Source organism: Sphingomonas sp. CFBP 13720 (assembly GCF_014842075.1).
GTDB lineage: Bacteria > Pseudomonadota > Alphaproteobacteria > Sphingomonadales > Sphingomonadaceae > Sphingomonas.
Window position 1 is genome coordinate 39,186 of sequence record NZ_JACYVA010000001.1, and the last position, 26,522, is coordinate 65,707.

The 26,522-nt window shown below is 63.2% G+C and carries 27 protein-coding genes, 1 tRNA gene and 2 pseudogenes; 18 read left to right on the forward strand and 12 right to left on the reverse strand.

What is annotated here, in order from left to right; all coding sequences use genetic code 11:
- Positions 1-3 precede the first annotated feature (3 nt).
- The 4 genes from kdpC (at position 4) to IFT55_RS00275 (ending at position 4,266) form a co-directional block, all read left to right on the forward strand.
- Entirely contained in the window at positions 4-573 is a 570-nt protein-coding gene (gene kdpC / locus IFT55_RS00260; RefSeq protein ID WP_192088416.1) for a potassium-transporting ATPase subunit KdpC, read from the forward strand.
- Positions 573-3,242: a sensor histidine kinase gene (locus IFT55_RS00265; RefSeq protein ID WP_192088417.1), complete on the forward strand. Its 2,670-nt coding sequence runs from the start codon at positions 573-575 to the stop codon at positions 3,240-3,242. Before kdpC ends, IFT55_RS00265 begins: the two co-directional genes overlap by 1 nt.
- Positions 3,242-3,925, forward strand: a complete 684-nt coding sequence (locus tag IFT55_RS00270) for a response regulator transcription factor (RefSeq protein ID WP_192088418.1) — start codon at positions 3,242-3,244, stop codon at positions 3,923-3,925. Before IFT55_RS00265 ends, IFT55_RS00270 begins: the two co-directional genes overlap by 1 nt.
- A 116-nt stretch (positions 3,926-4,041) precedes the next feature.
- A complete protein-coding gene (locus IFT55_RS00275) occupies positions 4,042-4,266 on the forward strand; it encodes a hypothetical protein (RefSeq protein ID WP_192088419.1) in 225 nt (74 codons plus the stop codon).
- 477 nt (positions 4,267-4,743) lie between these two features.
- Here IFT55_RS00275 and IFT55_RS00280 read toward each other — a convergent pair whose 3' ends face one another.
- The 4 genes from IFT55_RS00280 to IFT55_RS00295 all read right to left on the reverse strand — a co-directional run bounded on the left by IFT55_RS00280 (position 4,744) and on the right by IFT55_RS00295 (position 9,965).
- The gene (locus IFT55_RS00280) at positions 4,744-5,406 is read right to left on the reverse strand and encodes a hypothetical protein (protein WP_192088420.1); all 663 of its coding nucleotides are present in this window, start codon (positions 5,404-5,406) and stop codon (positions 4,744-4,746) included.
- Between the two features lie 126 nt (positions 5,407-5,532).
- Positions 5,533-7,563 carry an L-dopachrome tautomerase-related protein gene (locus tag IFT55_RS00285; RefSeq protein WP_192088421.1) on the reverse strand — a complete coding sequence of 677 codons (2,031 nt, stop codon included), beginning with the start codon at positions 7,561-7,563 and terminating at the stop codon, positions 5,533-5,535.
- A gap of 172 nt (positions 7,564-7,735) precedes the next feature.
- Complete coding sequence (locus tag IFT55_RS00290; RefSeq protein ID WP_192088422.1) at positions 7,736-8,818, reverse strand: catalase family protein; 1,083 nt, start codon at positions 8,816-8,818, stop codon at positions 7,736-7,738.
- Between the two features lie 55 nt (positions 8,819-8,873).
- On the reverse strand, positions 8,874-9,965 hold the full coding sequence (locus IFT55_RS00295; RefSeq protein WP_192088423.1) for an alpha/beta hydrolase: 1,092 nt from the start codon (positions 9,963-9,965) through the stop codon (positions 8,874-8,876).
- A 129-nt stretch (positions 9,966-10,094) separates the two neighbouring features.
- Here IFT55_RS00295 and IFT55_RS00300 point away from each other — a divergent pair, with 129 nt between their 5' ends.
- Positions 10,095-10,841, forward strand: coding sequence for a Crp/Fnr family transcriptional regulator (locus IFT55_RS00300; protein ID WP_192088424.1), 747 nt, complete (start codon positions 10,095-10,097; stop codon positions 10,839-10,841).
- A gap of 189 nt (positions 10,842-11,030) precedes the next feature.
- On the opposite strand, the gene IFT55_RS00305 is transcribed toward IFT55_RS00300, so the two are convergent.
- Both IFT55_RS00305 and IFT55_RS17305 read right to left on the reverse strand, forming a co-directional pair.
- Complete coding sequence (locus IFT55_RS00305; RefSeq protein WP_249403497.1) at positions 11,031-12,278, reverse strand: DUF2254 domain-containing protein; 1,248 nt, start codon at positions 12,276-12,278, stop codon at positions 11,031-11,033.
- A 61-nt stretch (positions 12,279-12,339) separates the two neighbouring features.
- Positions 12,340-12,540 (reverse strand): hypothetical protein, encoded by a 201-nt coding sequence (locus IFT55_RS17305; RefSeq protein ID WP_249403498.1) that lies wholly within the window; start codon positions 12,538-12,540, stop codon positions 12,340-12,342.
- 240 nt (positions 12,541-12,780) lie between these two features.
- On the opposite strand from IFT55_RS17305, the pseudogene IFT55_RS00315 reads away from it, so the two are divergent.
- Positions 12,781-13,098: pseudogene (locus IFT55_RS00315) on the forward strand (transposase); the annotation flags it as partial.
- A 192-nt stretch (positions 13,099-13,290) separates the two neighbouring features.
- Here IFT55_RS00315 and IFT55_RS00320 read toward each other — a convergent pair.
- From IFT55_RS00320 to IFT55_RS00335, 4 genes are all read right to left on the reverse strand, one after another.
- Positions 13,291-14,367 carry a hypothetical protein gene (locus tag IFT55_RS00320; protein WP_192088425.1) on the reverse strand — a complete coding sequence of 359 codons (1,077 nt, stop codon included), beginning with the start codon at positions 14,365-14,367 and terminating at the stop codon, positions 13,291-13,293.
- Between the two features lie 388 nt (positions 14,368-14,755).
- Positions 14,756-15,220, reverse strand: coding sequence for a hypothetical protein (locus IFT55_RS00325; RefSeq protein ID WP_192088426.1), 465 nt, complete (start codon positions 15,218-15,220; stop codon positions 14,756-14,758).
- Positions 15,221-15,318: 98 nt separating this feature from the next.
- Positions 15,319-15,522 (reverse strand): DUF5818 domain-containing protein, encoded by a 204-nt coding sequence (locus tag IFT55_RS00330; protein WP_192088427.1) that lies wholly within the window; start codon positions 15,520-15,522, stop codon positions 15,319-15,321.
- A 166-nt stretch (positions 15,523-15,688) separates the two neighbouring features.
- Positions 15,689-15,868 (reverse strand): hypothetical protein, encoded by a 180-nt coding sequence (locus IFT55_RS00335; RefSeq protein ID WP_192088428.1) that lies wholly within the window; start codon positions 15,866-15,868, stop codon positions 15,689-15,691.
- A gap of 283 nt (positions 15,869-16,151) precedes the next feature.
- Here IFT55_RS00335 and IFT55_RS00340 point away from each other — a divergent pair, with 283 nt between their 5' ends.
- Together IFT55_RS00340 and IFT55_RS17310 are read left to right on the forward strand one after the other, a co-directional pair.
- Positions 16,152-16,490, forward strand: coding sequence for a hemerythrin domain-containing protein (locus IFT55_RS00340; protein ID WP_192088429.1), 339 nt, complete (start codon positions 16,152-16,154; stop codon positions 16,488-16,490).
- Positions 16,491-16,584: 94 nt separating this feature from the next.
- Positions 16,585-16,867 (forward strand): annotated as a pseudogene (locus IFT55_RS17310) (transposase); the annotation flags it as partial.
- Here the strand turns inward: IFT55_RS17310 and IFT55_RS00345 are convergent.
- On the reverse strand, positions 16,857-17,066 hold the full coding sequence (locus tag IFT55_RS00345; protein ID WP_192088430.1) for a hypothetical protein: 210 nt from the start codon (positions 17,064-17,066) through the stop codon (positions 16,857-16,859). The pseudogene IFT55_RS17310 and the gene IFT55_RS00345 sit on opposite strands and share 11 nt — an antisense overlap.
- Before the next feature lie 327 nt (positions 17,067-17,393).
- Here IFT55_RS00345 and IFT55_RS00350 point away from each other — a divergent pair, with 327 nt between their 5' ends.
- Complete coding sequence (locus IFT55_RS00350) at positions 17,394-17,651, forward strand: hypothetical protein (protein WP_192088431.1); 258 nt, start codon at positions 17,394-17,396, stop codon at positions 17,649-17,651.
- A gap of 300 nt (positions 17,652-17,951) precedes the next feature.
- Here IFT55_RS00350 and IFT55_RS00355 read toward each other — a convergent pair.
- A tRNA-Ser gene (locus IFT55_RS00355) sits at positions 17,952-18,041 on the reverse strand.
- A 123-nt stretch (positions 18,042-18,164) separates the two neighbouring features.
- Here IFT55_RS00355 and IFT55_RS00360 point away from each other — a divergent pair.
- The 9 genes from IFT55_RS00360 (at position 18,165) to IFT55_RS00400 (ending at position 26,505) form a co-directional block, all read left to right on the forward strand.
- Positions 18,165-19,187, forward strand: coding sequence for a lytic murein transglycosylase (locus tag IFT55_RS00360; RefSeq protein WP_192088432.1), 1,023 nt, complete (start codon positions 18,165-18,167; stop codon positions 19,185-19,187).
- Positions 19,184-19,915 carry an SPOR domain-containing protein gene (locus IFT55_RS17655; protein WP_192088433.1) on the forward strand — a complete coding sequence of 244 codons (732 nt, stop codon included), beginning with the start codon at positions 19,184-19,186 and terminating at the stop codon, positions 19,913-19,915. Before IFT55_RS00360 ends, IFT55_RS17655 begins: the two co-directional genes overlap by 4 nt.
- A gap of 15 nt (positions 19,916-19,930) precedes the next feature.
- Entirely contained in the window at positions 19,931-21,097 is a 1,167-nt protein-coding gene (locus IFT55_RS00370; protein WP_192088434.1) for a D-alanyl-D-alanine carboxypeptidase family protein, read from the forward strand.
- Positions 21,094-21,720 carry a dTMP kinase gene (gene tmk, locus IFT55_RS00375; RefSeq protein ID WP_192088435.1) on the forward strand — a complete coding sequence of 209 codons (627 nt, stop codon included), beginning with the start codon at positions 21,094-21,096 and terminating at the stop codon, positions 21,718-21,720. The genes IFT55_RS00370 and tmk overlap by 4 nt, the downstream gene beginning before the upstream one ends.
- Complete coding sequence (locus tag IFT55_RS00380; protein WP_192088436.1) at positions 21,717-22,697, forward strand: DNA polymerase III subunit delta'; 981 nt, start codon at positions 21,717-21,719, stop codon at positions 22,695-22,697. The genes tmk and IFT55_RS00380 overlap by 4 nt, the downstream gene beginning before the upstream one ends.
- 91 nt (positions 22,698-22,788) lie before the next feature.
- Complete coding sequence (gene metG / locus IFT55_RS00385; RefSeq protein WP_192088437.1) at positions 22,789-24,336, forward strand: methionine--tRNA ligase; 1,548 nt, start codon at positions 22,789-22,791, stop codon at positions 24,334-24,336.
- Positions 24,333-25,112, forward strand: coding sequence for a TatD family hydrolase (locus IFT55_RS00390; protein WP_192088438.1), 780 nt, complete (start codon positions 24,333-24,335; stop codon positions 25,110-25,112). Before metG ends, IFT55_RS00390 begins: the two co-directional genes overlap by 4 nt.
- A complete protein-coding gene (locus tag IFT55_RS00395) occupies positions 25,109-25,873 on the forward strand; it encodes an MBL fold metallo-hydrolase (RefSeq protein ID WP_192088439.1) in 765 nt (254 codons plus the stop codon). The genes IFT55_RS00390 and IFT55_RS00395 overlap by 4 nt, the downstream gene beginning before the upstream one ends.
- Entirely contained in the window at positions 25,870-26,505 is a 636-nt protein-coding gene (locus IFT55_RS00400) for a retropepsin-like aspartic protease family protein (protein ID WP_192088440.1), read from the forward strand. Before IFT55_RS00395 ends, IFT55_RS00400 begins: the two co-directional genes overlap by 4 nt.
- The last annotated feature ends 17 nt before the right edge of the window (positions 26,506-26,522 follow it).

A 26,522-nucleotide genomic window follows, 5' to 3' on the forward strand; every position in this document is an offset into this window, starting at 1 on the left:
ATCATGGGCAAAGACTTCACTTCCGCCCTGCGGCCCGCGATCGTCATGACGATCCTCTTCGCAGCCCTTCTTGGGATCCTGTACCCCCTGGCAATGACCGGCATCGGGCAGATGATATTCCCCTCGCAGGCGAACGGCAGCCTGGTGAGCGCAAACGGCACGGTGATCGGATCGACCGTCGTCGGCCAGGCCTTCACCTCGGACCGCTACTTCCAGACCCGGCCGTCGGCGGCCGGCAAGGGCTATGACGGCCTCGCTTCGTCGGGGTCAAACCTTGGCCCAGCGTCTCAGGCACTGGTCGATAGGGTCAAACCCGATGTCGCCAGCCGGCAGGCGGAAGGCGCGACGGGCGCGCTTCCGGCCGACCTCGTCACTGCCAGTGGCTCAGGTCTCGACCCTGATCTGTCGCCAGCCGCCGCCCTGGTTCAGGCACCCCGCATTGCGCGCGTTCGAGCAATGTCGGTCGATGCGGTGCGTGGGATCGTCATGCGATCGACCGAAAACTCCATCCTCGGAGAGCCGCACGTGAACGTGCTTGGCCTGAACCGCGCTTTGGACGCCTCCGCGCGCTGATGCCGGTCAGTGGCGACGGCAGACCAGATCCCGACGCCCTCCTGCGTGCAGCCGCGCGGGAGGGGAGGGGACGGCTGAAGATATTCCTGGGAGCAGCGCCGGGCGTCGGCAAAACCTTCGAGATGCTGTCGGAAGGCGCCGCACGACGCCGTGATGGTACCGATGTCGTCGTCGGCGTGGTCGAAACGCATGGACGGGTCGAAACCGAGGCGCTGACCCGCGGACATGAGATCATCCCGAGGCTCAACATCGCCTATGAGGGCCGCACACTGGGGGAGATGGACCTGGACGCCGTCCTAGCGCGCGGTCCACGTCTCGTCCTGGTCGACGAGCTGGCGCACACCAATGCGCCCGGCGGCCGTCATCCCAAACGCTATCAGGATGTCGAGGAACTGCTGGCGGCAGGCATCGACGTCTATTCAACCGTCAATATCCAGCATGTCGAAAGCCTTAACGACATCGTCGCGAGTTTCACCCGCGTCCGGGTACGTGAGACGGTGCCGGACAGCATCCTTGAGATGGCGGAGATCGAGGTCGTCGATATTCCGCCCGACGAGCTCATCGAGCGACTGAAGGCCGGCAAAATCTATCTGCCGCATGAGGCGACGCGCGCGCTCAGCCACTTCTTCTCGAAATCCAATCTTTCGGCGTTGCGCGAGCTTGCGCTGCGGCGAGCTGCGCAGGCGGTCGATGCCCAGATGCTGGAGCATGTCCGGGCGCTCGGCGTCGGTGGCACCTGGGCGGGTTCGGACCGCATCGTCGTCGCGATCAACGAACTGCCTGGCTCCGACGGCCTGGTGCGCGCGGCCAAGCGGGTAGCGGATGGCCTGCGGGCACCTTGGACAGCGCTCTTCATTGAGACGCCGCGGACCGCTCATTTCAGCGACGCCCAGCACCAGCGGGTTGCCGCGGTGATGACCTTGGCGACGCAGCTTGGTGCTGCGGTTGCGACCGTACCTGCGACCTCCGTTGTGGAGGGCATTCGCGGCTTTCTGACCGACGCCCGCGCTACGCAGCTCGTGGTAGGCAAGTCCCGTCGGTCGCGCTGGTTCGAGCTCCTCCACGGCTCGATCGTCGATCGCCTCATCCGCGAGACACCGGGCGTCACCGTGCACGTCCTGCCGATGGAGGAGGAACCGGGTTCATCACCGGTACGTCGTCAGAGTGGCAACTGGGGCGAGCCTGCCGGTTACCTCGTCACGCTGCTGCTCGTGGCAGTCGTCACCGCGCTTGCCAGCGCGCTGTTCCATATCCTCGACCTCGGCAACGTTGCCCTGCTCTTTCTGTTGCCCGTCATGGCTGCCGCAAGTCTGTTCGGTCTTCGAACAGGACTGTTCGCAGGCATTTCGTCCAGCCTGGCCTATAATTTCTTCTTCCTGCCACCGGTGGGAACGCTGAGCGTCAGCAACCCTGAGAACGTCGTGTCGATATTCGTACTGCTCGGCGTGGCGATCGCTACCAGCCAGCTGACCTCGCGCGTTCGTGCTCAGGCCGATATGGCTGCGGCCAGCGCACGGACGAATGCCACCTTGGCTGGCTTTTTGCGGCAGCTGAGCACGATCAACGACGCATCGGTCGCGGCCCGCATGATCTGCGACGACCTGGCGCGTCTGTTCGACGTCCAGACGGTTCTGCTCACCTCCTCGGGAGGCACCAGTCTCACCGTCCAGGCCGCCAGCGCTCCTGGTTACCGGCTCGATACGATGGACATGGCAGCGGCCAACTGGGCATTCGACAACGGCACGTCGGCAGGCAAGGGATCGGGCACGCTTGCTGCCTCGGAGTGGCTCTTCCAGCCTCTCAAGGCAGGGGGCAAGGCGCTGGCGGTGATCGGGGCGGCCAAAGAGAATAGCGGCGATCCGATCCGTGCCGATCAGTTGCCGCTGCTGACCAGCTTGATCGATCAGGCAGCGCTGGTACTCGAACGACTCCGACTCGAGACAGAGATGCGCGACGTCGATGCCGTACGGACCCGTGATCGCCTGCGCGCTGCCCTGCTATCGTCGGTCAGCCATGATCTGCGCACCCCGCTGACCGCGGTGATCGCCGCGGCGGATCAGCTCGATCACGGTGCGACGCCGGAACTCATCGGCACCATCAAGAGCGAGTCCGCGCGGCTTAACCGCTTCGTCGCCAATCTGCTCGACATGGCGAGGGTGGAGGCTGGAGCGTTGAAGCTCAACGTCGAGGCCACCGATCTCAGCGATGCCGTCGCCGGCGCCGCGCACGATGCCCGGCGGGCATTGCAGGGCCATGACGTGCGCCTTCAGGTATCACCATCGCTGCCGCTCGCCCGCGTAGACGCGCAACTCCTGCACCATTGCCTGCTCAACCTCCTCGACAATGCCGGGCGCTACGGCGATCCTGGAACCGACATCATCGTCGAGGGCGTCCACCTATATGGCCAGATACGGCTGAGCATCCTCGATCATGGACCAGGTTTACCCCCCGGGCGAGAGGCGGAGGTGTTCGAGACCTTCCGCCGCCTCGAGGGCTCTGATCGTGCGATTGGCGGCACGGGCCTTGGCCTTGCGATCGTCAAGGCGTTTGCCGAGGCGATGGGGATGAGCGTCGAAGCTGGAAACCGGGACGACGGAGAAGGTGCCGCGTTCACACTGGTATTCGGTGCCGACCTGATCGTCCGCAACACTTCCGAGAGCCACATCTGATGCCTGCAAAGATCCTCGTCGTCGATGACGAAGCCTCGATCCGCCGCCTGTTGCGCAACACCCTCGAAAGGGCCGGTTATGCTGTTGTGGAAGCGGCCGACGGACGCGATGCCGTACTGCGCGCCGGAGTCGAATACCCCAGCGCGATCCTCCTAGACCTCGGCCTGCCGGATAGGGACGGGCTCGGCCTTATCCCGCTCCTCCTGCAGAACAGCGACACCGTTATCCTTGTCGTCTCTGCTCGCGACGCAACCGACGAGAAGGTCGCCGCGCTTGATCTTGGCGCCCACGATTTTGTATCCAAGCCTTTCGATACGGATGAGTTGCTCGCTCGATTGCGTGTCGCCCTTCGCCACCGCGGGGTGTCGGAGACAGCGCCAAAGATCGTTCGCAAAGGTGACGTTACGATCGATCTTGATCGTCGCCTCGTCTGCCGCGGAACAGTGGAACTACACCTCACCCGCAAGGAGCACGACGTTCTCGCGCTATTGGCGCGTCATGCCGGCCGCGTCGTGACGCACGACCGCATTCTTGCGGTTGCTTGGGCAGGGGAGGACCCCCGCATCGAGTATCTGCGGATCGTCGTGCGCAATCTCCGGCAAAAGCTGGAAGCGCCGGGCGCGGTCGGCAGCATCATCGCCAACGAACTTGGTGTTGGGTACCGATTGCGCGCCGATCAATAGCTGCTGCGGTTGTTCGAAAAACGCAACGCTACGCCAGCGCTATGCAGTTTCCTGGAATCGATCTCGAAATGCTACGTCCGGACCGATAGCTGGATGGCCACCTTGAGAGTTGTGGCATGGCATCGTGGCATCGATCGTGGAAGGCTGACATCGGTCTTCGTATTCCTGGACTGATCTTGTGCGGATTGGCGTATCTGGCGCTCACCTGTTTGATCGCGATGCAGGTTGCGCCTCGTACGGCGGGAGCGCTTGCCTACGCGCTGGCGACAGTGGGTTTCTTTTGCGCCAGCACAGGAACCGCCCTAGCGATGCTCGGCAAGCATCTGTTTGACGAGGTTTAGGTCAGCACGCGGTGGCGGCGAAGCTATAAGGCTCGCCCGCAGGACTATCTGTCTGACTTTCGTGAGCGTTGATGATGGCCGGGCACGAAATCATTGTTGTTGGCCGGGATGTCGGTGGCGGGTGGACGGTGCGGGAGAGTAGCGGCCTGTTGCTCCGGCGCTTCCCGCCGCCAATCGCTTTGCCTTCGACGAGCAACACAGCCGGCTCGACAGCTCCGTCGCCCTATCAGACGGCGTTCCGACCCTGCGGATAGGCGTCCATCCTCAAAGCCCAACATGCTTCTGGCGGAGAGCGGTTCGCGTAAGACTGACAGCACCCTCTATATCCATGCGACCCCGTCCGCGACGATATGCTTACATGAACAAACGGCCGAAGTTGGGAAGGCCCAAGGAGCCCGCGAGTGTCTGCTTGTGGGTCAGTTAGGTCAGCACCAACGTGCAGGGCGTTGGTGGCACTCACGCTGGTTGAGTCAACTGTCAGCGCGTAAACAGGAAGCCGACGAACAGTAGGAATGCCGCCCCTTCCAGCAGCCCAACGAGCACGTTAGCCGAAGCGCGTAGGTAGCTGATCGCCAGAACCCGCGCGAACCAGCGGCTCTCGATCACCCAAAAGTTGAGGATGCTCGCGGCGACCAGAACGTGCCCGGTGATGCTGACCCAAGGATGGCTGTCCAGTCCAAAGCTGTTTCCGACACTCATTCCTAAAGCGAAGATCGCGGCGGGATAGCATTGAGCGTAGAAGGGTTGGCGCAGAGAACCTCGGTCCAGCTTGATCCTCCGATGCCGAACGAGACGGGCGGCTAGAAACAAAGGGAAGGCCGCGAAAATAATGACGCGTAGTACGAGGGCGGTGCTGTTATCGCTGACCAGTCCTGCAAGGCCATGATCATTCGCGATAAGATGGTCTGTTTGGCCAAGCGCTGTGGCAACCGTGTGGGCGACGAGGAGTCCGAGAGCCAGGAACAGAGGCGGGCTCAACGATGCAGCATATTGCTGGTCATCGGGTAGGCTCGCTTGCCGCTCTACCTCGCCCATGATCTCAAAGGGCCGAAAGATCGCTCGCCAGAGTGTCAGTGGGAAGAACAACATCCAACTCATCACCTCATAGAGGAGCTCGTCGAGCGAATTGAGCCACTTCATGAAGTCCATGCCCCTTCATGGGCGAACGGGCAGCGCCTCGCAACGACGCCTTGCCATTCTGCCCCGATCCCTCTCTGATCCGCACAAGGCTCGGGGGATAGCGCAGATAGGTCATGGGATGTCCGATCACTTGGCGGGCGGGAAGGAGAACAGCTGCGTCTTGATCGACGGCGGTGCGCCGGGCGTGAACCAGTTGGTGTCCTGGATATGGCTGGCGGTGACGTACATCGTCCCGTCGCGCCCTTCGGAGAAGGTGTCGGGCCAGCGCAGGCGGCGGTCGGTCATGACGGTCTCAACGGTCGCGCCGTTCAGCCGCTTGATCGCATAGTCGGTCGGCGAGGTCAGGTAGAGCACGCCCGCCTTGCTCATCCACAGGCCATCGGCGACGTGGGTCTGCGCAACCGTCTTCACCGCTGCCGCCCGGTCGGCCTCGCTGACGTCCGGCCGCAGCTTGGCGGTGTCGATCGAGTAGAGCGTCTTGCCGGTCAGCGCCTGATAGTAGAGCGTCTTGCCATCCTTCGAGATCGCGATGCCATCGGCAGCGAAGGCGGGCTGGCGGCCATCGGGACGCACCAGCGGCTTGCCGTCGAGCGTGACCTTCACCGTCTTGTCGATCTGCGTCGAGGCGTGCCCATCGAGCGCGCGGTGGCTCTTGCCGCTTTCCAGGTCGACGACGATGATCGCGCCGCGCGTGCCGCTGTCGGTGATGTAGCCGGTCTTGCCGTCGGGCGAGAAGCGGATGTCGTTGAGATACGTGCCCTGCAGCGCGACGTCGCCGGGAACCAGAATCGTCTTCGTCACCGTGTTCGACGCCAGATCGATGCGGACGAGCTTGGGGGCGCCTTCGAGGATCTTCTCGTTGCCGGGCGCGCCAGGATCGACGACCCAGAGATTACCGTGGCCGTCGGGCACGATCGACTGCACGCAGACGAAATATTCGCCGACCGGCAGTTCGTTGGCGCGGGCGTTGCGCCAGCTGTTCCACTTGGCGTCGGGATAGGGGCGTAAGGATCCGTCCTTCATCACTTCGGCGACGGAGATAGGCGCGTCGTCGGTCCAGCGGGGGAAGTTGACGAAGCGCCGTCCATCCTCGGTCATCGCCACGCCGGTCGCCTGATGATCGAACTGCGCCACCTGCGTCAGCTGTGCGCTACGTCCCTGGGCATGGGCAACACCGGCTGCGGCAGCGGCGACCAAGCCGATGGCGGCAATCCCGGCGGCATAGGGGGCGGCTTTCTTCATGGACAGGTTCCTATCGGTGACATCGGTGAGCACGGCGGGATTGCCGGCGAAGAGGGTAAGGAGGTGGCGCACCACCGCTTGCGGGTTCTCCCGCTGTGGAAAGTGGCCGACCTCGGTCATGGTGATGCGCGCGAACGGCCCGACAAATTTTGTGTGCACGTCGTTCGCAGTCGAGGGCGGGTTCACGCCGTCGGCATCGCCGTGGATGTAGAGCGTCGGCAGAGACAACGTCTTGGTCGCCTTGACCTTTTCCTCCAGCCAAACGCTTCGTGGATCGGGTTCCGCCTCGCCCCAGCGCGCGCGATAGCTGTGGAGCGTCACGTCGACCCAGTCGGTATTGTCGAACGACCGCGCGACATAGTCGAACGCGGCCTCCTTGAACCATCCCGGTGGCGACCAGTTGACCCAATGCAGATGGGTGAACCCGCGCCGGTCTGCACGTACTGCTTCCGCCCCGCGCGCAGTTGCCATGAACCAGTGATACCACTGTCGCTGGGTCTGCTCGAACGGGGGGGTCGGCATTCCGCCGAGCCGGGGCGGGGTCGACAGCATGGCCATCCGCTCCACCCGGTCGGCCCAGCCAACCGCGAGCGCTTCGGCGGTGTTCGATCCCCAGTCGTGCCCGGCGACCATGAAGCGGTCGATCCCGAGCGCATCGAGCAGCGCGATCATGTCGATCGCAAGTATCGCGCTGTTGCCGGTCCGCAGGGCATCGTCGTTGAGGAAGCGGGTGGCACCGAACCCACGCAACGTGGGGACGATAACGCGGAACCCTTCGGCGGCCAGAGCAGGTGCCATCTGGTCCCATGTCGACGCGTCGTCCGGCCAGCCATGGATGAGGAGCAGCGGTTGTCCCTGCTCCGCGCCGTGAAGCGACACCTCAACGTTGAGGTCGCCGGCGGTAATCATCGGCATTTGTCAGCCTCCTGGCGGTTCAAACTTTTGCGAACGTTTCGTCGGCCCTGCCGTTTCGCCGCTGCTGTGGAAGTATCGCTGCGACGGCTTTCGGAACGGCCAAAGGCCCAATTGGTCTCCGCGCCGAGCTGCCCATATTCAGCGTGAAAGAACCGAACGCCACCTTCGCCGGTCAGGCACGACCGCCGGCAGGTTCGTGGTATGGGCAGCCGTTCACGCGAGCGCGAAAGTCGGCGGAGTGGCGGTAGGTCTCATTACGAGCCCGATTGATGTTGCCGAGCGGCTGATGTGCGGCAAGACCGGTCCAGATCGAGAAGCGCATCTCCTCGTTGATCTTCTGAAACTTGTCCTCGGTCAGGCTGTCCTGCTTGGCCGCCCGAATGGTTGCGACGGTCTGGAAGGGCGCATCGTCCTGCTTCCACTCGACGGTCGGGTCCTCGACCGGTTGCTCCTCGAGGTCGCGACACAGTTGCACCCGCACCTCCCACTCCATCTCAAGCACCTGGGTTTCCGACCGGATCACGTCCCGCAAGGCGTCCGGCCGGCCAGTCGCGTCGATCGTGGTGTCGGTCTGATCGGTCAGGTCCTTGGACACGGGGAAGATCGCGAATTTGGCGATGTAGTCGCCGTAACGGAACGGCGTGACGCTGAAGTAGGTCTCACCGAGCGGATCCGAGTTGGGCGCCCCGCCGAGCGTCTGCACTTTCGGGCTTTCAATCCCGACCGCGCTGAGCACGGTGTTCACACCGCGCAACACCTTGGACATCGCTTCCTTGGTGCCCTCGAGCTTGTCGGTGGTGGCTGCCAGGAGCTTGAAGTTACCCAGGAACTGGTCGGCGGTCTTGTTCTGGAACACCGGGCCGTTGACCATGACGAAGTCCTGCGTCTGTCCATCGGCACCGGGCAGGCGTTCACCGTCGACGTCCATCACCTTAAGCGCCAGACCACGCGGCAGGCTGATGGTATCCGGCAGGATGTCGCCCGCGTTGGTCGAGAAGCGCATGACGACCTTGTGCTCGCCCGGGGTGGCAAACAGGCCTTGGGCCAGCTCGGGGGAAAGCCCGTCATGGACAATCAGCACCCCATCGAGGAAGCCGTGCGCCTTGGCGTGGACCGAACGTACAGCGTGACCATAGTCCTCCGCTGTCGTCTCAAGGATCTTGTCGAACGTCTCGTTGAGCTTCGTGATCGTCTCGGCTTCGTCGGGTTTCACATCCTCCACGTCGGGAGAATAGCGGACGGGGGTCTGGGTCATGGTCATTGGTCCTCTCCGGCAAGGGGGCGGCGGCTCGACGCCGCCGCCGTCACGCTCAGCGGCGGGTTGCAGGCGCTTCGAACGCCGTCTTCAACCGTGCGACTGCGAGATCATTCGCCTGCTTGGCGCCGTTCACGACCTTGGCCATGCCGAAGAACTCATGGGTAACGCCCGGGAAGGTCTTCTGCTCGACCTTGTCACCGGCCGCCCGCATCGCGGCCGCCAGCGTCTCTCCATCCGAGCGTAGCGGATCGATCTGCGCGTTGATGATCGTCGTAGGCGGCAAACCACGCAGGTTGGCGGCGACCAAGTTAAGACGCGGATCCTGCGCATCCGCCTTGCTCGTCTGATAGTAGTAGCCGAACCACGGCAGCATGGCAGTGTTGAGCGGCTTGGCGTTCGCCGAATCCCGCCGCGAAGGCAGCGTCATACTGCTGTTCGCGATCGGATAGACCGAGACGATGTGCCGCGGCACCGTCAGGCCGTTGTCACGCGCGTAGATCGCGGTCGCGACCGCAAGGTTGCCGCCGGCGCTCTCGCCGACCGTCGCGATCCGTGCGGGGTCGCCACCCCAGCTCGCCGCATTCTGCAGCGTCCAGCGATAGGCAGCAGCCGCATCATCATGCTGCGCCGGAAACTTGAACTCGGGTGCGTGGCGGTACTCGACCGAGACGACGATAGCGTTCAGCGCCTTCGACATGGCCCGCGGTGCGGCATCGTAGGTGTCGACGTCGGCAATGACCCAACCACCGCCGTGGTAGTAGACGATGACCGGCATCGGCTTGCCACCCGCAGGTGCACCGGCCGGCTTGTAGATGCGCGCGAATTGCTTGGGGTCGCTGCCGTACGGCAGGTCCTGCGTCGTCACCGACGAATCAGGCGCGGTCGGCATTCCCTTCTTCTGCATCGCCGCCTTGGCTCCGTCCGCGGCCGAGGGCTGCATGCGGGCTTCCGCAGGCGTGAGCGTTTCGATCGGCTTGCCGCCGAGCGATGCAAGCGCGTCCAGGACCGACTGCATGTCGGGTGCGGCCTTCGAGGGTTGCACGGGTGTCGCGGACGGCGGTGGTGGAGGAGGGGCGGTAACCGAGCGTGCCGACTGGGCCAGAGCTGGAACACCTGCGATCGCGGTCGACGCGGCGATCAGCATGGAAATGGTTCTGCGCAAATATTCCTCCTGTAACTATTCGTTTCCTAACCATCGGGTGACCTTCAGCGTTTCGGTACGAAAGTAGACCCAAGCGTTGGGACAGCGAGGTTGGGCAGTAAGGGCGACGGCATGGATGATATGGCTTCGATGGTAGATGGGACGCGCAGGTCTAACGCGCTGCCGTGTGAAGCGAATGCGCTGCTACGTCTTTTGAATGACGCTGACCGCGCCGCCCTTGCGCCGCATCTGGAACTGATGCCGTTTCGCAACGGCGACATGATCGCGCGCGCCGGCGATGCGGCAGACAGCATCTGCTTCCCGTTGACCGGGATCGCTGCGATACTCGACTCGCTCGAGGGCGACCGCCGCTACGCGGTCGCGCTGGTCGGAAGCGAGGGGTTCATCGGTTGGCAGTTGCTACTTGGCAACAAGCGCTGGTCGCATGACGTGGTGATGCGGGCCGAACACGGCACGGCTATGAGGCTGTCGGCCACAGCATTGCACGGAGTACTGGCCGAACGTCCCGAGATCCGAACCGTCCTGCTCCGCTTCGTCGACGTGGTCATGACCCAGATGTCCAGGACGATCGTCTCGTCGCTCGCCCACTCGATCGAACGGCGGATGGCGCGATGGATCCTGCTCTACCACGACCGCGTGCGCGAGGACGACATCTGCATGACACACGAGGAGTTCAGGCTCATGCTCGGTGTCCGTCGCAGCAGCGTAACCGACGCCCTGCACAAGCTCGAAGAAGATGAGGCTGTCCGCTCCGTACGCGGGCGCGTGATCGTGCGCGATCGCGAGCGGCTGCTGCGGCTCGCTGGCGACACCTACGGGTTTGCCGAGGCGGAATATCGGCGCCTACTCGGCCTCTGATCCTATAGATTTGAGGACGATGGTGCCTGGGGCGACCTCGGTGGCTGCTTGCACAGTCCGCATCGCCATCGGTTCGTCCTCAAAATGGGACAAGCGGTAGAGATTGAGATGAACGAATGGCCGCAGCTGGGAAGCGATAAATATGTCGCGAATGGCCGGGATTGGGTCAGGTTTGCCGAGTCGGAACTATTAGCCCGGTTCGGCGAAGTGGCTATAGTGCGTGTGCTCGAGGAGCATACGGTCTTGTTCGTTCGTCGTCGCCGCCTTCGAGCGCTCTGCCGCATCGTGCGCTTCCTGTTTGATGAGCGGTCGGAACGGCTCGGCGTGTCGGGCTAATGCACCAAGGGCTTTTTGCAGCCTGATGCCGATCTCAACGATCGCCGCGCCATCGCGCGCGATCGGACGACACCAGTCGTCGAGCAGTTCGGTAAAGTGTATCGGCGGGAGATGAACCCGGGCGGGCAGCTGCGCACCATCCTTTGTCCGATGATCAGCCAAGCGCAACATCACACGGGCACTCGCTTCGATCACTGCGATTGCCGTTCCGGGATCGTTGACCGCCGGCGACAATGCGCGTGACGCGATCTCGGATAGCACGACCAGTCCAAACCGTGGATCGTGATCAAATGTACGGTGATGGGACAGGGTAAACGCCTGTCTGACCTTGTCGACCGCAGTGTCGTCGCACCCGCCCGCGACAAGCGCGATCGGTCGCTCGGGTTCGACGAGCTTGCCGGGTAACGCGAGGACATGGATATCCGCACCGATCGCCTCTGCCAGCTTTCCGAGCACCGCAACGTCGACGTGGGTGACCCGCTCCATCGTCTTTGGCATGACTGGCGTCATGCCGCGAGCCTCCAGCTGCGTCCGCTCGGTGCCGAGTGCTAGCGGAACGGGGATCGTGTCGACTGCTGCTAATGCCGCCCGCTCTACCCGATCGATCGTGTCTGACACCCGTCCGAACCGCGTGATATGCTCGATCCAGCGCAACAGGGTGACGACGATGAAGAGGATGACTGCAACCGTGCCGGCCAGGAGGATGACACGCCCGGTCTCGCCGTACAGCCCGGTCGACAGTGCGATGATGCCGACGATTGCGAACAGGAAGCTGCCTAGAAAAGTCGCGAGCGTGTTTTGCGCCGTGCTGTCGTCGATCAGCAGCTGGACCGCGCGGGGCGTGATCGTGCTGGTCGCGCCTGAATAGGCAGACACCATCGCGGTCAGCGAGAAGGTGGTCACCGCCAACATGCTCGACGCCAGGATCGTCAGGATGCCATCGACCGACTTTGCGCCGATGGTCGCGGCGAACTGGTAGGAGATGGTGTGTCCAACCAGTGCACCTGCAAGGGCGAGTGCGCCCCCGAACGCGCTGACTAACGCTGCTCTGAACCACATCCTGCGTGTCAGCAGGCGGATTAGCCATTGCCACCTCGTCAAAGCCGTTCCCCTTCAAGCGTCCAAGCATTGGCAAGCTGCGCCGGTTCCAGGTAGGGCCGTATCAATGCCTTGCTTCGGCTGATTCAGTCAGGCTCCATCGGCGGAGCAGCCGCGGCATCGTCAATCCCTGAGCAAAGATCGAGAAGGCCACCACGCCAAAGGTGATCACAACGATCTCGGCCCGTTCGACGACGCTGGCAGGCACCGCCAGGGCAAGCGCCGGCCCGACCGCACCCGCGCAGGCCGCCCCATACCAAAACATGCTGATAGGTCGCCGAAAGCCGGCAACCGAGATCGTGCGAACGGCAGGGCGAGCGGATAGACCGCCGCTACGCGACCAATCAGGGTCAGGACGATCGCGATGACCAGAGGCAGCGATACAGTGCAATCGGTTGGTGCGCCTCGTGGCTACCGATCAACAAGAACAGGCAGGAGTTGGCTAGGGTCAGGACCCATTGATGTAAGCGTCGCGATCTGATTCAGGCTCCGCAAGGAGACCGGGATGAGTGACCTGTTTTGGCTGACGGATGAGCAGATCGAGCGGCTGCGGCCGTTCTTTCCCAAGAGCCACGGGAGGCAGAGGGTAGACGACCGGCGGGTGCTGAGTGGCATCGTATTCGTGAACCGCAATGGTCTGCGCTGGCGAGATGCACCCAGCGAGTACGGCCCGCACAAGACGCTGTACAATCGGTGGAAGCGTTGGGGCGAGGCGGGTGTGTTCACGCGAATGATGGAAGGTCTGGCTGCAGCTGGCGCCGAGCCGCAGACGGTCATGATCGACGCAACCTACCAGAAGGCTCACCGCACGGCATCGAGCCTGGTATGACCTACGTCGAAGTCGCTAACCGGACAGGAGTGCCGCCCGGAACTGCCAAGAGCTGGGTACGGCGCGGCCTCCAGCACCTTAAAACGCGCGTGGAATTCGCTCAGTAACGATGTGGCGCAGGCGACGATCGAGCCAGCTTGGGTCTGAGTCCATTATGTTATGCCGGGGCGACGGGCTGAGATCAGCTTAGCCGACCGATAAAGCATGTAGCCCGTAGTAGAGTCCCATCAGCGTTGCCAGCGCGACGATATATCCGACGCCAACCCTCCACCCGGAGACGAGGATGCCCGGTTGGCTTCCCCGCGACAGGGTCTGCAATGGCGTCTCGCCGGTAATCAGCGCGACCAACAGGATCAAAAGGACCGGGATATGGCCGATGACGTCAAGCATGCCGAACTCTGGCATCGCGGCGACGAACACGATCCCCAGCAACACCGCCCCAACCCGGCCGAGTATCTCCCGTCCAGCCAGCAGGTAGAACGCCAGGGTGAACTCGACAAAGCCTGCGATGGTGGCGACGGTGGGGAATGGTTGCCCGGCGGTGACGCCGGGATGAAGCAGCAGTACGGCAATGGTCCACTGTGGAAACAGGAACTTCTCAACCGCCGTCCACATGAGGCTCAAGCTGAGCGATCCGATGAGGATGGACACGCGGAAACGATGGACAGAGAACTTGCCTAGCCGCGGATCGCTCAATGCGATGTAGGCGGCAAGTCCGAGAAAGAAGAGATAGTCGATCATGTAGAACGGGCCGAACTTCGCGATGCCCACCGCGTATAAACCGACGAGCAAGGCTGCCGCGACGATCGACAGACGCGGGATCAGGACCGTTGCCGCCATTGCCAGCTGCACGTAGCCGACCATGCGATTGGTTCCGTACAGGTCCGGCGTCAGGACCGATCCGCTTGATGGATCTGCCCACATGACGACGGCCAGATTACCGCACAGGCATAGGCCGTAAAGTCCGATGCCAATACGAACAAGCGAATCGCTTAGCATCGCAGCACGATCGATAGGCACGATCGGTGTTCGGGCAAAGCGTGCGATCAGGGCATCGAGCATTGCACCAACCGTGACGAGGCCGAGAAACACTGCGAGCAATTCAACGAAGAACGGCGTCACGACCTGAGCGAAGGGCTTTGGTGATGCCGAGCTGTCGATAGGTCCGCAAAACCATTTTACATGCGCCTCTGCGACACCGGGTGCGCAGAGCAGCGCGGCGAGCAGTGCGTCCGCAGATCGCGTCGGAAGTCTGCCGTTCATCGCTGTACCCTTTGTGCTACACCAAAGGTACGAAGCTCAGCCCCAGCAAGATGCTTCTTCCAGATGAATGCGTGGGTTGAATCAAATGAGGTTGCCAAGTCTGCGGCCTGGCCCGGCACCCCTTCCGAGGAATTAACTGCCGTTGCAGGTGGCGGACGAATTAGAAGCGAGCGATGATCGCCTCATGCCCTGCGGCACGTCACCTCGAAGAACGCTGAATGTTTCTGATCGCGTCCTCGACCATCATTGGTGCCGAGATTATCGCGTTTGACTGGAGGCCATGCCACACCCAAGCAATCCCCCGGCAGCGATTTAACTCTTTGATAACTAAGAGTCTACCGCTCGCATCGCGCGCGACTGCACGAACCGTGTGGTGCACTAAAACGCTTTATAGCGTCGCAGGACGTTCATGCCGGACAGCTTCGGACCGCTGATGGTTTACCAGCATGTCAGCGACGGGCAGGAGTTCGGCAGTTCGTGCGATGAGGTCCGCATGCGATAAATCACGATGGTCGATCCACCATTCTGCGTCGACGATCCGCAAGCACAGGTCGCAATCAGCAGCAGCGCGCGTGTGTGGATTAGCAGTCAGAGCAGCGAGGCGACCGGCGCGAATGGCGGTTGCCCAACCGACCTGTCGCTCGCTACCCGTCAATGCGGGTAGGTCGAGATGCGCGATCGCTGCGCTGTCTTGTGCTGCAGCCTTTGCCTGTTCTGCCTGCTTGTCGGCGACAAAACAGGCGCGGCATTTTGTGGTGGATAACCAGCGTGCCTTGCGCGCGACCTGGCTATCGAACCCGTAGAGAAGATGAACCTGCTCGTGGCCGCAGGCATGGGTGATCCGCTGTTCCATGGTCTCGAATCTGAGTCACGGTCGACGGCGGGGCAAATCGTATGAGTCGGTCCGAATCGTTCCTGCGCCGAACGGTTGCAGGTTACCTCCGGTTTGGATCATGCCGACGCGATGCCGTCGGCGTGAACGAGATCGGTATCGACCAAAGTGCCGATCAGCCGGACCCGCTTTTCAACCTCGTCTACCGGCGTGCGGTGCAGTTCTAGCCGGTAGCGTCCGCCCAAATCACGACGCAGGTAGAACGCGCTGCCGTCACGCACCAGCGTACCAATCTCGTCGATCCGGGTACCGATTGCAGCCATTACTCTCCCACTCCCCAATCAGCCGTCGCGCTCGGAGCGTTTACGCTCAGCCTTATGGGCCTGGCTGACCGCCGCCGCGTGTACCAGCGATTTCCATGATACGATCCCCTCTCGGGTCTTCGTCAACTTTTCCCGGCAGGCGGTGGATTCGACAGAACGTGCTCCGTCAGGTTTTTGGATCCTGCATACCGGTCAGCCGTTCCTCGGCTTCCTGAAGACGCAACTCCGCGCCGGCCAGCACGTGGGCAGCATCTCCACGCGTCCGTATCGCCTCGACGTCTAGCGCACGTTCGCGTGCTTCCTTTAGCCAGTAGTTACGCTCCTGCGCCCGTATCGCATCGTCCATGTGAATCCGCCTCTCTAGCATTACGCACTTGTTAACCATGCGCTTGGATCAGACCCTGCGACGCCGCATCGTCCCTGACAACCTTGCTCTGAGGGAAAATGACTTATGTCGTCGCTCAAGGTATCATTCTTCTGAAGAGGTAATAATCGAACGCCGGATTTGGAAGCAGATGTTAACCGACTATCAAGACCTAATTCGCGATCATGACGTAATCGATCAGCTGGTGGGAGCAGTTGAGAAACTAGCAACGGGTGATCGTAGCGGCTCCGTCGCAATCGACTGATTGCTCAGTCAGCTCGCTCGGATCGTCGAGGCTCATCTGGCAAAGGAGGACAGCTTCATCTACCCGGCAATAATTGCATCGAAGGATCCAGCCGACGCAGCTAGCCTGGTAGTGGAATTCGAAGTGATCAAACGTGATTGGAAATCCTATCTGGAGACGTGGCGGGACGGAGCTGCCGCCTTAGATTGGCCAGCGTTCCGTATTGCAACGCTTGGCATGTTGAGCAGACTTCGTGAGCGGGTCATGAAGGAAACAGGACTACTCTACTCCATCGCACTGCGGGAAGGAACTATCACATTAGCGCCAACAACGGGCCAGGTGTTTGATCCCAAGGTTTGATGGTGCGATCCTTTCGTTGGAATGGAAGGAAGCCGTATGGGACAGGCTCGTCATGAGAGCGCCACGCCTGTCCTAAGCCTATCGAAGGGACTGGCGTCGCTGGCCATGGCTGAAGCACCTGTTCGGCGACGGCGCCTACGACCGCACCACGCTGCTCGAATCGGCCGCGCTGCGTGACTTCACCGTCGAGATCATCCGCCGGTCGGACGACGTCTCCGGCTTCAAGGTGCTGCCCCGCCGCTGAATTGTCGAGCGGACCTTCGGCTGGATGACACGCTGGCGCACGCGGATACGACTACGAGAAGAGCCTCGACGTGTCGGAGGCGATGATCCATCTTACCATGGCCAGCAACATGCTCCGGCGGCTCACCCCCTGAACGGACAACCGATGCGCACGGCCGAGATCATCACCATCGTCAACGCTTCGCGATCGTCACGAGCAAGTGGACCGATACCGTATCCTTCGACGAGGTGAGCGCGATCGTCGCCTACAAGCTCAATGAACTCACGACCGACTTGATCTGCTGCAATATTTTCACCGACGCCGGCGATGGTGAGCAGATACGCACCATCCACGAAGAACTACCCGGTTTTCAGGGGGCATGGCTCGCTTCGAAATGCTGCCCGGCTTCGATAGGAAATGGCGCAGCGAGGTCATCGACCCACCCTTCGCGACGAACCGAACCGTCATCTACAACCGACCCGTCAGCGCCTGACACAATCTCAAACGGACTCTTAGCGGCTTCTGAACCGACGAAACGTTTCCAATAGAATCTTACCCGCCGCGAATGTTCGCCCCTGGATCGTTCCACCCGCGACACGGTCGGCCGCTCACCCGAAGTAAGTTGCCTTGCCAACGATCGGGTGCGAGGCCAACGTTGCGTCATGATTAAGAACTTAGCCATGTCCGAAGAATATGCACGTGGGCGGCGGGATGGACTGCGCCTAGCGCTATCGATTTTGCAGGCAGAAGAGGCAAAATGGGAGGCGCTGCTCGGCGAGAGTCCATCCTGGCGGACCAACGCGACGCGCGCGATCCGCCACAAGGCATATCAGGTGGCATGCAAGCGCGTGCAGACGGCGCTTAACCGGTTCCTGCCCAAGCTAGAGTCTGCACTGCCTAGTGAGGTCGCCTCAATGATTGATCAAGCTGGGTTGTGAGCTGGTCAGGTTGGCGAGCTCTATTCTTCAGACCAAAGCCAAGTTGAACGAAGCAATGCAACCGAGGTGAATGAACGGCAGGTTCCCAGTAGCGACAAACAGGCCTTGAACGTCTGCAGGTGGGTTGAACCAGCCAATTCTGGAGTGTCTTGCCGGTTTGAGTTTCGGGATCAGAGACGCCCGCATTAGTATCGGAGTGTTACACAAAGCGTTTTGCGCGTCTATAGACGCTCGCGCCGGGCGCAAACGCCTAGAATCAATCGAAAGTCGAATCGTACCAGCCCTGCTAGTACGACGCTTTGGCGGAAGAGGTGGGATTCGAACCCACGGAACGGTTTCCCGCTCGCCGGTTTTCAAGACCGGTTCCTTAAACCACTCGGACACTCTTCCTCTTCGGCCGGCGTAAAGCGCGATGGCGGGGTCGCGCAACCCCCTGTCGCGATCTGCGACACGGGGGGTTCATCCCCGCGATCCCATGTGCCAAGAACGAACGGTCAGCGGGAGGCGATCAGGATGCGTTTGGTGAAGGCAGCGCTGGCCGCGCTATTGGTGGCGACGGCGGGCGGATCGGCCGTTGCGCAGGACGAGGCGGGGTTTCAGGCATATCTGCGCGATGTCGCGGTACGGGCGCGTGCGCAGGGCGTGCGGGCGGAGACGATCGCGGCGGTATTGCCGACGCTGACGTACAACCCGCGCGTGGTGGAACTGGACCGGCAACAACCCGGCACGTCGTCGTCCAGTGCGATCCCCCGGTTCGCGCCCTATCGCGCGCGCCATGTCGATGCGGCGCGGATCGGGCGCGGGCGGACTGCCTATCGTGCACAACGTGCCCGGCTGGCATCGATCGAGCGCGAAACCGGCGTTCCCGAAGAGATCATGGTCGCCATATGGGGGCACGAGACGAATTACGGCGGCTATACCGGCGACTTCGACCTGCCGCGCAGCCTTGCCACGCTCGCTTATGAGGGCCGGCGACGGACACTGTTCGAACCGGAGTTCATCGCGACGCTCAAGATGATCGATCGAGGCGTTCCGCGCGAACGGTTGAAGGGCAGCTGGGCCGGTGCGTTCGGCTATCCCCAGTTCCTGCCGTCGATCTATCTGCGCCTTGCCCGCGACGGCGATGGCGACGGAATCGCGAACATCTGGTCCAGCGAGGCGGATACGCTGGCGTCCATCGCCAACTATTTCGTCAATGCCGGCTGGCGCCCCGGCCAGCCATGGGGGTTCGCCGTAAACCTGCCCGCCGGGTTCGACCGGTCAGTCCTTGCGCCCCGATCGCTGTCGCCGCGCTGTCCGCGCGTATTCGAACGGCACAGCCAGTGGCGCTCGCTGCGCGAGTGGCAGGCGCTGGGCATCGTGCCCGCCGATGGCCGTCGGGTCGATCCCGGCGTGCAGGCGACGCTGATCGAGCCGGACGGCCCGGGCCAGACCGCTTATCTGTTGACCGGCAACTATCGCGTGATCCTCGATTACAATTGTTCGAATTTCTATGCGCTTTCGGTCGGTCTGCTGGCGGACGAGGTCGCGCGGTGAGCATCGCGCTGCTGCTGGCGATCGTCGCGCCGGCGCAGGAACCTGCACCGGTGGCACCGTCATTCCGCCTCGATGAAGTCGGGCTGGCCGGTCGCAGCGATCCGGTAGCGGGAAGCTGGATCGTCCATCGCAGCCTGCCCGACGGCAGTTTCGCCGAAGTGACCGCGCTGGACAGCGGCGCGACGATCGTCGCCATGGTCCGCGCCGGTGTGCCGCTGCCGCCCGATCGCGTCGCGAACCTGTCGCCCGCTGCCGCCGCCGCGCTGCGCCTGTCGGAGACGCCGCTGGTCCCGGTGCGGGTACGGCCGGTCACGCCGTCCCCACAGGATCGCCATGTGCTGCAGGGCGGCGGCGCGGTGACGCGGCTCGATGCGCCGCCGGCATTGCTCGTAGCGTTGCGCCGCAAGCTGCCGGCGCTGCGGCCGACACTCGAAATGGCGGTGCACAGCGTCGCCCCGCCGCGCGTCGCGAAGCCGTTGCGGCCCGTATCGCCGCCTGCACCAGCCCGCCCGCCGGTTTCCAGTAAATACATGGTCCAGATCGCCGCGCTGTCGGACTCGAACCGCGCCGCCGCGCTTGCGAAATCGGTTGGCGGCGTTGTGCGCGGCGCGGGTCCGCTGTACCGGGTTCAGGCCGGCCCCTTCGCCACCCGGGTTGCCGCCGATACCGCCCGTGCCGACCTGGCACGGCGTGGCTTCGGCGACGCGCGGATCATCGCCCAAGACTGACGGAACCAGTATCCCATGCGTAAGATCGCCTTCCTTAGCATCGCCGCCATCGCCGTTGCCACGCCGGGCATCGCCGCCGCGCCCCAGTTCGACACGCCGGCCCCGGTCGCGTTCATGACCGACCTGTCGTCGGGCGCGGTGCTGTTCGCCAAGGACGCCGATCGCCGCATGCCGCCCGCGTCGATGGCGAAGATGATGACCGCCTATGTCGCGTTCGACCTGATCAAAAAGGGCGAACTGAAGCTGAGTGACACGGCGATCGTTTCGCCCGAAACATGGAAGCAATGGCACGGGCCGCAGGCGGGTTCGACGATGTTCCTGTCGGTGAACGAAGAAGTCAGCATCGAAAACCTGCTGTACGGCATCGTCGTCCTGTCGGGGAACGATGCCTGCGTCGTGCTGGCGGAGAAGATCGCGGGGTCGGAACAGGCGTTCACCGGCCTGATGAACCAGCGGGCGAAGGAACTGGGCCTCGCTAACAGCCATTTTGGCACGTCGAACGGCTGGCCCGACGAAGGGCGCACCTATGTGACCGCCCGCGACCTTGCCAAGCTGGCCGCAGCGACGATCGAAAATCATCCGAAGCTGTACAAGCAGTTCTATTCCAAGGAAAACTTCACCTGGGGCAAGACGCTCGGCAGCGGCAGCGCGATCACGCAGGGCAATCGCGATCCGTTGCTGGGTCGGGTCCGCGGTGCCGACGGACTGAAGACCGGCCATACCGACGAAGCCGGATACGGGTTCACGGGATCTGCGGAACAGGACGGACGCCGTCTGGTGATGGTCGTCGCCGGGCTGACCAGCTTCAACCAGCGGGCGTCCGAATCGGTTAAATTCATGAACTGGGGCTTTGGCGCATGGCGTGCCAAGCCGATCGTCGCGGCGGGCAAGCGGGTCGAAAGCGCCGACGTGCAGATGGGTAATGCGTCCACCGTCGGGCTGGTCGCACCGCGCGCGCTGACCGTCACGATGCCGGCCGGCACCAACAGCCCGATGACGGCGAAGGTCGTTTATAGCGGCCCGATCAAGGCACCGATCGCCAAGGGCCAACATATCGCGGATCTGGTCATCACTTCGCCCGACACCGGCGAACAACGCCTGCCGCTGGTCGCCGAGACCGATGTTGCCGAGGCCGGGTTCTTCGGCCGGGTCTGGGCAGGCATCACCGCGCTGTTCGCTTGACCGCCGGTCGCTTCCTGACGCTGGAGGGCGGGGAGGGGGTCGGTAAATCGACCCAGGCCCGTCTGCTGGTCGCCGCGCTCGAATCGCGCGGCGTCCACGCGGTGCTGACCCGCGAACCGGGGGGAAGCGACGGCGCAGAGGCGATCCGCGCCTTGTTGATGCAGGGCGACGTCCGGCGGTGGAGCGCGCATGCCGAAGCGTTGCTATTCGCCGCCGCCCGCGCCGACCATGTGGAAAAGGTCATCCAGCCGCTGGTCGGCTCCGGCAGTTGGGTGATTTGCGACCGGTTCATCGACAGTACCCGCGCGTATCAGGGTGCGCAGGGGATCGACGATGCCGCCATCCTCGCGCTGCACGCGTTCGGATCGCGGGGCCTGTTGCCCGATCGAACGCTGCTGCTGACCCTGCCGGCGGGGGAGGGTGATGCGCGGGCCATGGCACGCGATGGTGGCGAGGCCGACCGGTTCGCCGCGCGCGATACCGATTTCCACCGTACTGTGGTCGCCACGTTCGATCGCATCGCGGACTCCGAAAGCGAACGCGTCCGCCGGATCGACGCGTCCGGCGCGGTCGATGCGGTGACCGAACGCCTGATCGACGCGATCGCCGACCTGCTGCCATGATCCTGCTTGGGCAGGAAGCTGCGCGCGACGCGTTCGTCGCCGCGACGGCCAGCGGTGCGCTGCATCATGCGTGGCTGCTGACCGGGCCTGAGGGCGTGGGGAAGGGCGGTTTCGCGCGCGAGATGGCGTTGCGGCTACTCGCCACCGCCTATGACGGGCGCGACCGGATGACGGGCGCGATCGCATCGGATCACCCGGTAGCCGCATTGATCGCGTCGGGCGCGCATCCCGATTACCGGGAACTGGTGCGGTTGCCCAAGGACCCGGACAAGCCCGATCAGGACATCGCGCGTAGCATCAAGGCGGAACAGGTTCGTGCGCTGCAACCATTGCTAGCGACCAAGCCGACCTTCGCCGGGCGCCGGGTCGTCGTGATCGACGCGATCGATGATCTGGAACGCACCGGGGCCAACGCGCTGCTCAAAAGCCTTGAGGAACCGCCGGTCGGTACGATCTTCCTGTTGGTCAGTCATTCGCCCGGCCGATTGCTGCCGACGATCCGGTCACGTTGTCGCCAGTTGCGGTTCGATCCGTTACCGGCGGATCAGGTGGCGCAGGTCGTGCGCGACCGGTCCCCCGACCTGCCCGACGACGAAGTGAGCGCGCTGGTGGCGGCTGCCGCCGGATCGCCGGGGCGCGCGCTGGCCTATGCCGGGCTGTCGATCGCGGCGCTCGATCGCGATCTTGCGACGATCGCCGCCGATGGCGATGCCGACAACCGGGTGCGATCACGGCTTGCCCGGTCGCTGGGCGCGAAGGCGGCACAACCGCGCTACGCCGTATTCCTCGAACGCGCACCCGCGCTGATCGCGGCGGCGGCGGCGGATCGGAATGGGCCGGCGTTGCGCGACGCGCTCGACGCCTATGACAAGGCTCGCGCCCTCGCGACGCTCGCGCCGGCCGTATCTCTTCTTGCGGAAACGACCGTCTTCGAAATGGCGGGGCATATCGCGCGACTGGCCCCGCGGCCGCGTTGACGCCGTTGGTCCGGCGAACGTCGCACATCCGCAGCCTGCCGGGCCGCCGCACCATTGCCGTTTGTCGGGCCGCGCCGTAGAGCCTGCGACCATGTCCGATCCATTCTATATCACCACCGCGATCCATTATCCCAACGGGCGGCCGCATATCGGCCATGCCTATGAAATGATCGCGGCAGACGCGATCGCCCGGTTCCAGCGTCAGGCCGGGCGCGACGTGTTCTTTCAGACCGGCACCGACGAACATGGGCTGAAGATGGTCAAGACCGCACGCGAACGCGGTGTCGAGGTGCGGGCGCTCGCGGATGAAATGTCCGGCTATTTCCGGGAGATGTCGGGCGCACTGAATATTTCTTGCGACCGTTTCATCCGTACCGTCGAACCGCAGCATTACGCCGCGTCGCAGGCTATCTGGACCGCCATGCGCGATGCGGGCGACCTGTATCTCGACCGGTACGAGGGCTGGTATTCGGTTCGCGACGAAGCGTTCTACGAGGAAAAGGAACTGGTCGACGGCGAGGGCGGGGCACGCCTGTCGCCGCAGGGGACGCCGGTCGAATGGACCGCCGAGGAAACGTGGTTCTTCCGCCTGTCGAAGTATCAGCAGCCGCTGCTCGATTTCTATGCGGCGAACCCCGATTTCATCCAGCCCGAAAGCCGGCGCAACGAAGTGCTGCGCTTTGTCGAAGGCGGCCTGACCGACCTGTCGGTGTCGCGCACCAGCTTCGACTGGGGCGTGCCGGTGCCGGGCAGTCCCGGGCACGTCATGTACGTATGGGTGGACGCGCTCACCAATTACCTGACCGGCACCGGTTATCCCGATGCGCCTAACCGCTACTGGCCCGCTGCGCTGCATCTGATCGGCAAGGATATCGTGCGCTTTCACGCCGTGTATTGGCCCGCATTTCTCATGTCGGCCGCGCTGCCGCTGCCGCAGAAGGTGTTCGGCCACGGGTTCCTGCTGAACCGGGGCGAGAAAATGTCAAAGTCGACCGGTAACGTCGTCGACCCGATGCAGTTGGCGACGTTGTACGGCGTCGATACGCTTCGCTATTTCCTGTTGCGGGACATCAGCTTCGGACAGGACGGCACCTTTTCCGACGATGCGATCGTAACCCGCGCAAACAGCGACCTGGCCAACAGCTTCGGTAATCTTGCGCAGCGGACATTATCGTTCATTGCCAAGAATCTGGGCGGCGAACTTCCCGCCATGGGTCGCGGCGATCCTGCCGATGCCGCGCTGGTCTCGGCCGTCGGCGAAGCCATCGACGGCCTGCGTCGCGGCTTCATGGACCTGCATCTGTCGCAGGGACTGGAAGCATGGATGCGCGGCGTATTCGCCTGTAACCAGTATATCGACGTGCAGGCACCATGGGCGCTGCGCAAGACCGACCCCGATCGGATGCATGCCGTCCTCGGCACGCTCGTCCGGGTCATTCGCGACCTTGCCGTCGCGATCTATCCGGTGGTGCCCGCGTCCGCCGAAGCATTGCTGGCGCAATTGGGACAGGCGGGGGCGGGGCATGACGTGCTCGGCGACGATGGCTGGTATGCCGCCGCGCAGGCTGGGGGCTTCCGTATCGCGCCGCCGACCCCCATCTTCCCACGACTGACGATCGAGGAGTCCGTGCCGGTATGAAACTGGCCGACAGCCACTGCCATCTGAACTACAAGGGCGTCGAGGAAATGCAGGGCGACGTGCTTGCCCGCGCCCGATCCGCCGGCGTCGTCGCAATGCTCAATATCTCGACCCGCGAAAGCGAGTGGGACGCCGTGATCGCAACAGCGGAACGCGAGTCGGACGTCTGGGCCACGGTCGGCATCCACCCGCACGAAGCTGACCAGCACCCGCATATCGACACGACAAAACTGATCGAACGCACGCAAAATCCCCGCGTCGTGGGGATCGGCGAAAGCGGACTCGATTACTATTACGACCATAGTGACCGCGTACGGCAACAGATCAGCTTCCGCGCGCATCTGGCCGCGTGTCGCGAAACGGGTCTACCCATCGTCGTGCATACGCGCGATGCAGAGGAGGATACCGCCGCGATCCTGCGCGACGAGTTGGGCAAGGGGGCCTTTCCCGGCGTTCTGCACTGCTTCACCGGATCGGCCGAGTTGGCCCGGATCGCGATCGATCTGGGCTTCTACATCTCGATTTCCGGCATCGTGACGTTCAAGAATGCGCAGGCGTTGCAGGCGGTGGCGCGCGACTTGCCGCAAGATCGGCTGTTGATCGAAACCGACGCGCCGTTCCTCGCGCCCGTGCCACACCGGGGAAGGCCTGGTGAGCCGGCATTCGTCGCCGATACCTGCCGGTTCCTCGCGACGTTGCGCGGCGAGGATGCCGATGCGTTGGCCGACGCCACCCGGATCAATTTCCACACCTTGTTTTCCAAGACGCTGGCGTGAAGGTCCGCATCCTCGGGTCGGGCACCTCGTCGGGCGTACCGCGCATCGGCAACGACTGGGGCGCGTGTGATCCGACGGAACCGCGCAACCGGCGGACGCGCGTGTCCGCGCTGATCGAACATGACGATACGCGCATCCTGATCGACACCGGTCCAGACATGCGCGAACAACTATTGGCCGCCGACGTGGCCGATGTCGACGCGGTACTGTGGACGCACGATCATGCCGATCATTGCCACGGGATCGACGATCTGCGGCAGCTTTTCCATGCGCGCCGCGCGCCGGTGGTCGGCTATGCCCGGCCGGAGACGCTGACGTCGCTGCGGGCGCGGTTCGACTATGTGTTTGCCGGGCGCGCGGGATATCGCGCGACGGTGATTGGACATGCGCTGCCGGACACGCTGACGATCGGGACGATCGATATCGGCGTGACGGATCAACCACATGGATCGATATCGTCGGCTGGCTTGCGTTTTTCCGCCGGCGGCCGGTCGATCGGCTACGCAACGGACTTCAGCGCCGTGACACCCGCGATGCGCACGCTTTATGCCGGGGTCGATATTCTGGTCGTCGATGCATTGCGCATCGCGCCACATCCGACTCATCCGTCGCTTTCCGAAGCAATCGAGTTTGCACGGGAAGTAGGAGCAGGGCGTACGGCACTGATTCATATGGACCAGACGCTCGATTACGCCACACTGGTCGCCGAATTGCCGCCCACGATCCAGCCCGCCTATGACGGTTTGGAACTGATCGCATGAACGACGATCGTACCGCGCTGATCGTGCTTGGTTGCCTGACGCTGATGTTGCCATTGTCGGCGCTGCTGGCCCGACGGCCGTCGGTCGGATCGATACTGCGCGCACTTGCTGGATGGGCGGTCATCGCTTTCCTGCTGTACGTCGGTTTCAGCCACCGGGCGCGAATTGCCGAGGCGCTGTCAGGCTTCGGTAATACGATCGGCATCGAAGACCAGACCGTCGATGGCGATACGGTACGTATCCGTCAGTCGCCCGACGGTCATTTCTGGGCGAAGGTAATGCTCAACGGTGTCGAACGGCGGATGCTGATCGATAGCGGTGCGACCACTACAGCGATTTCGGAGGAAACCGCACGGGAAGCGGGCATTGCGCTGCGGCGCGTTCCGCCAGTGATACTGAACACCGCTAACGGTGCGATACAGGCGGCACGCGGTCGTGTTGAGACGCTGCGGCTCGGCAGCCTTGAAACGCGCGACTTACCGGTCGTGATCTCGCCGACGTTCGAATCGTTCGACGTTATCGGGATGAACTTTCTGTCGAGATTGTCTGGTTGGCGGGTCGAACGGGGTACGCTGATATTACAGGGCGATCCGACCGATGCGGGCGAAGAAGCAGCTCGAAATTCGCTATGATTTTACATAATGTGTAT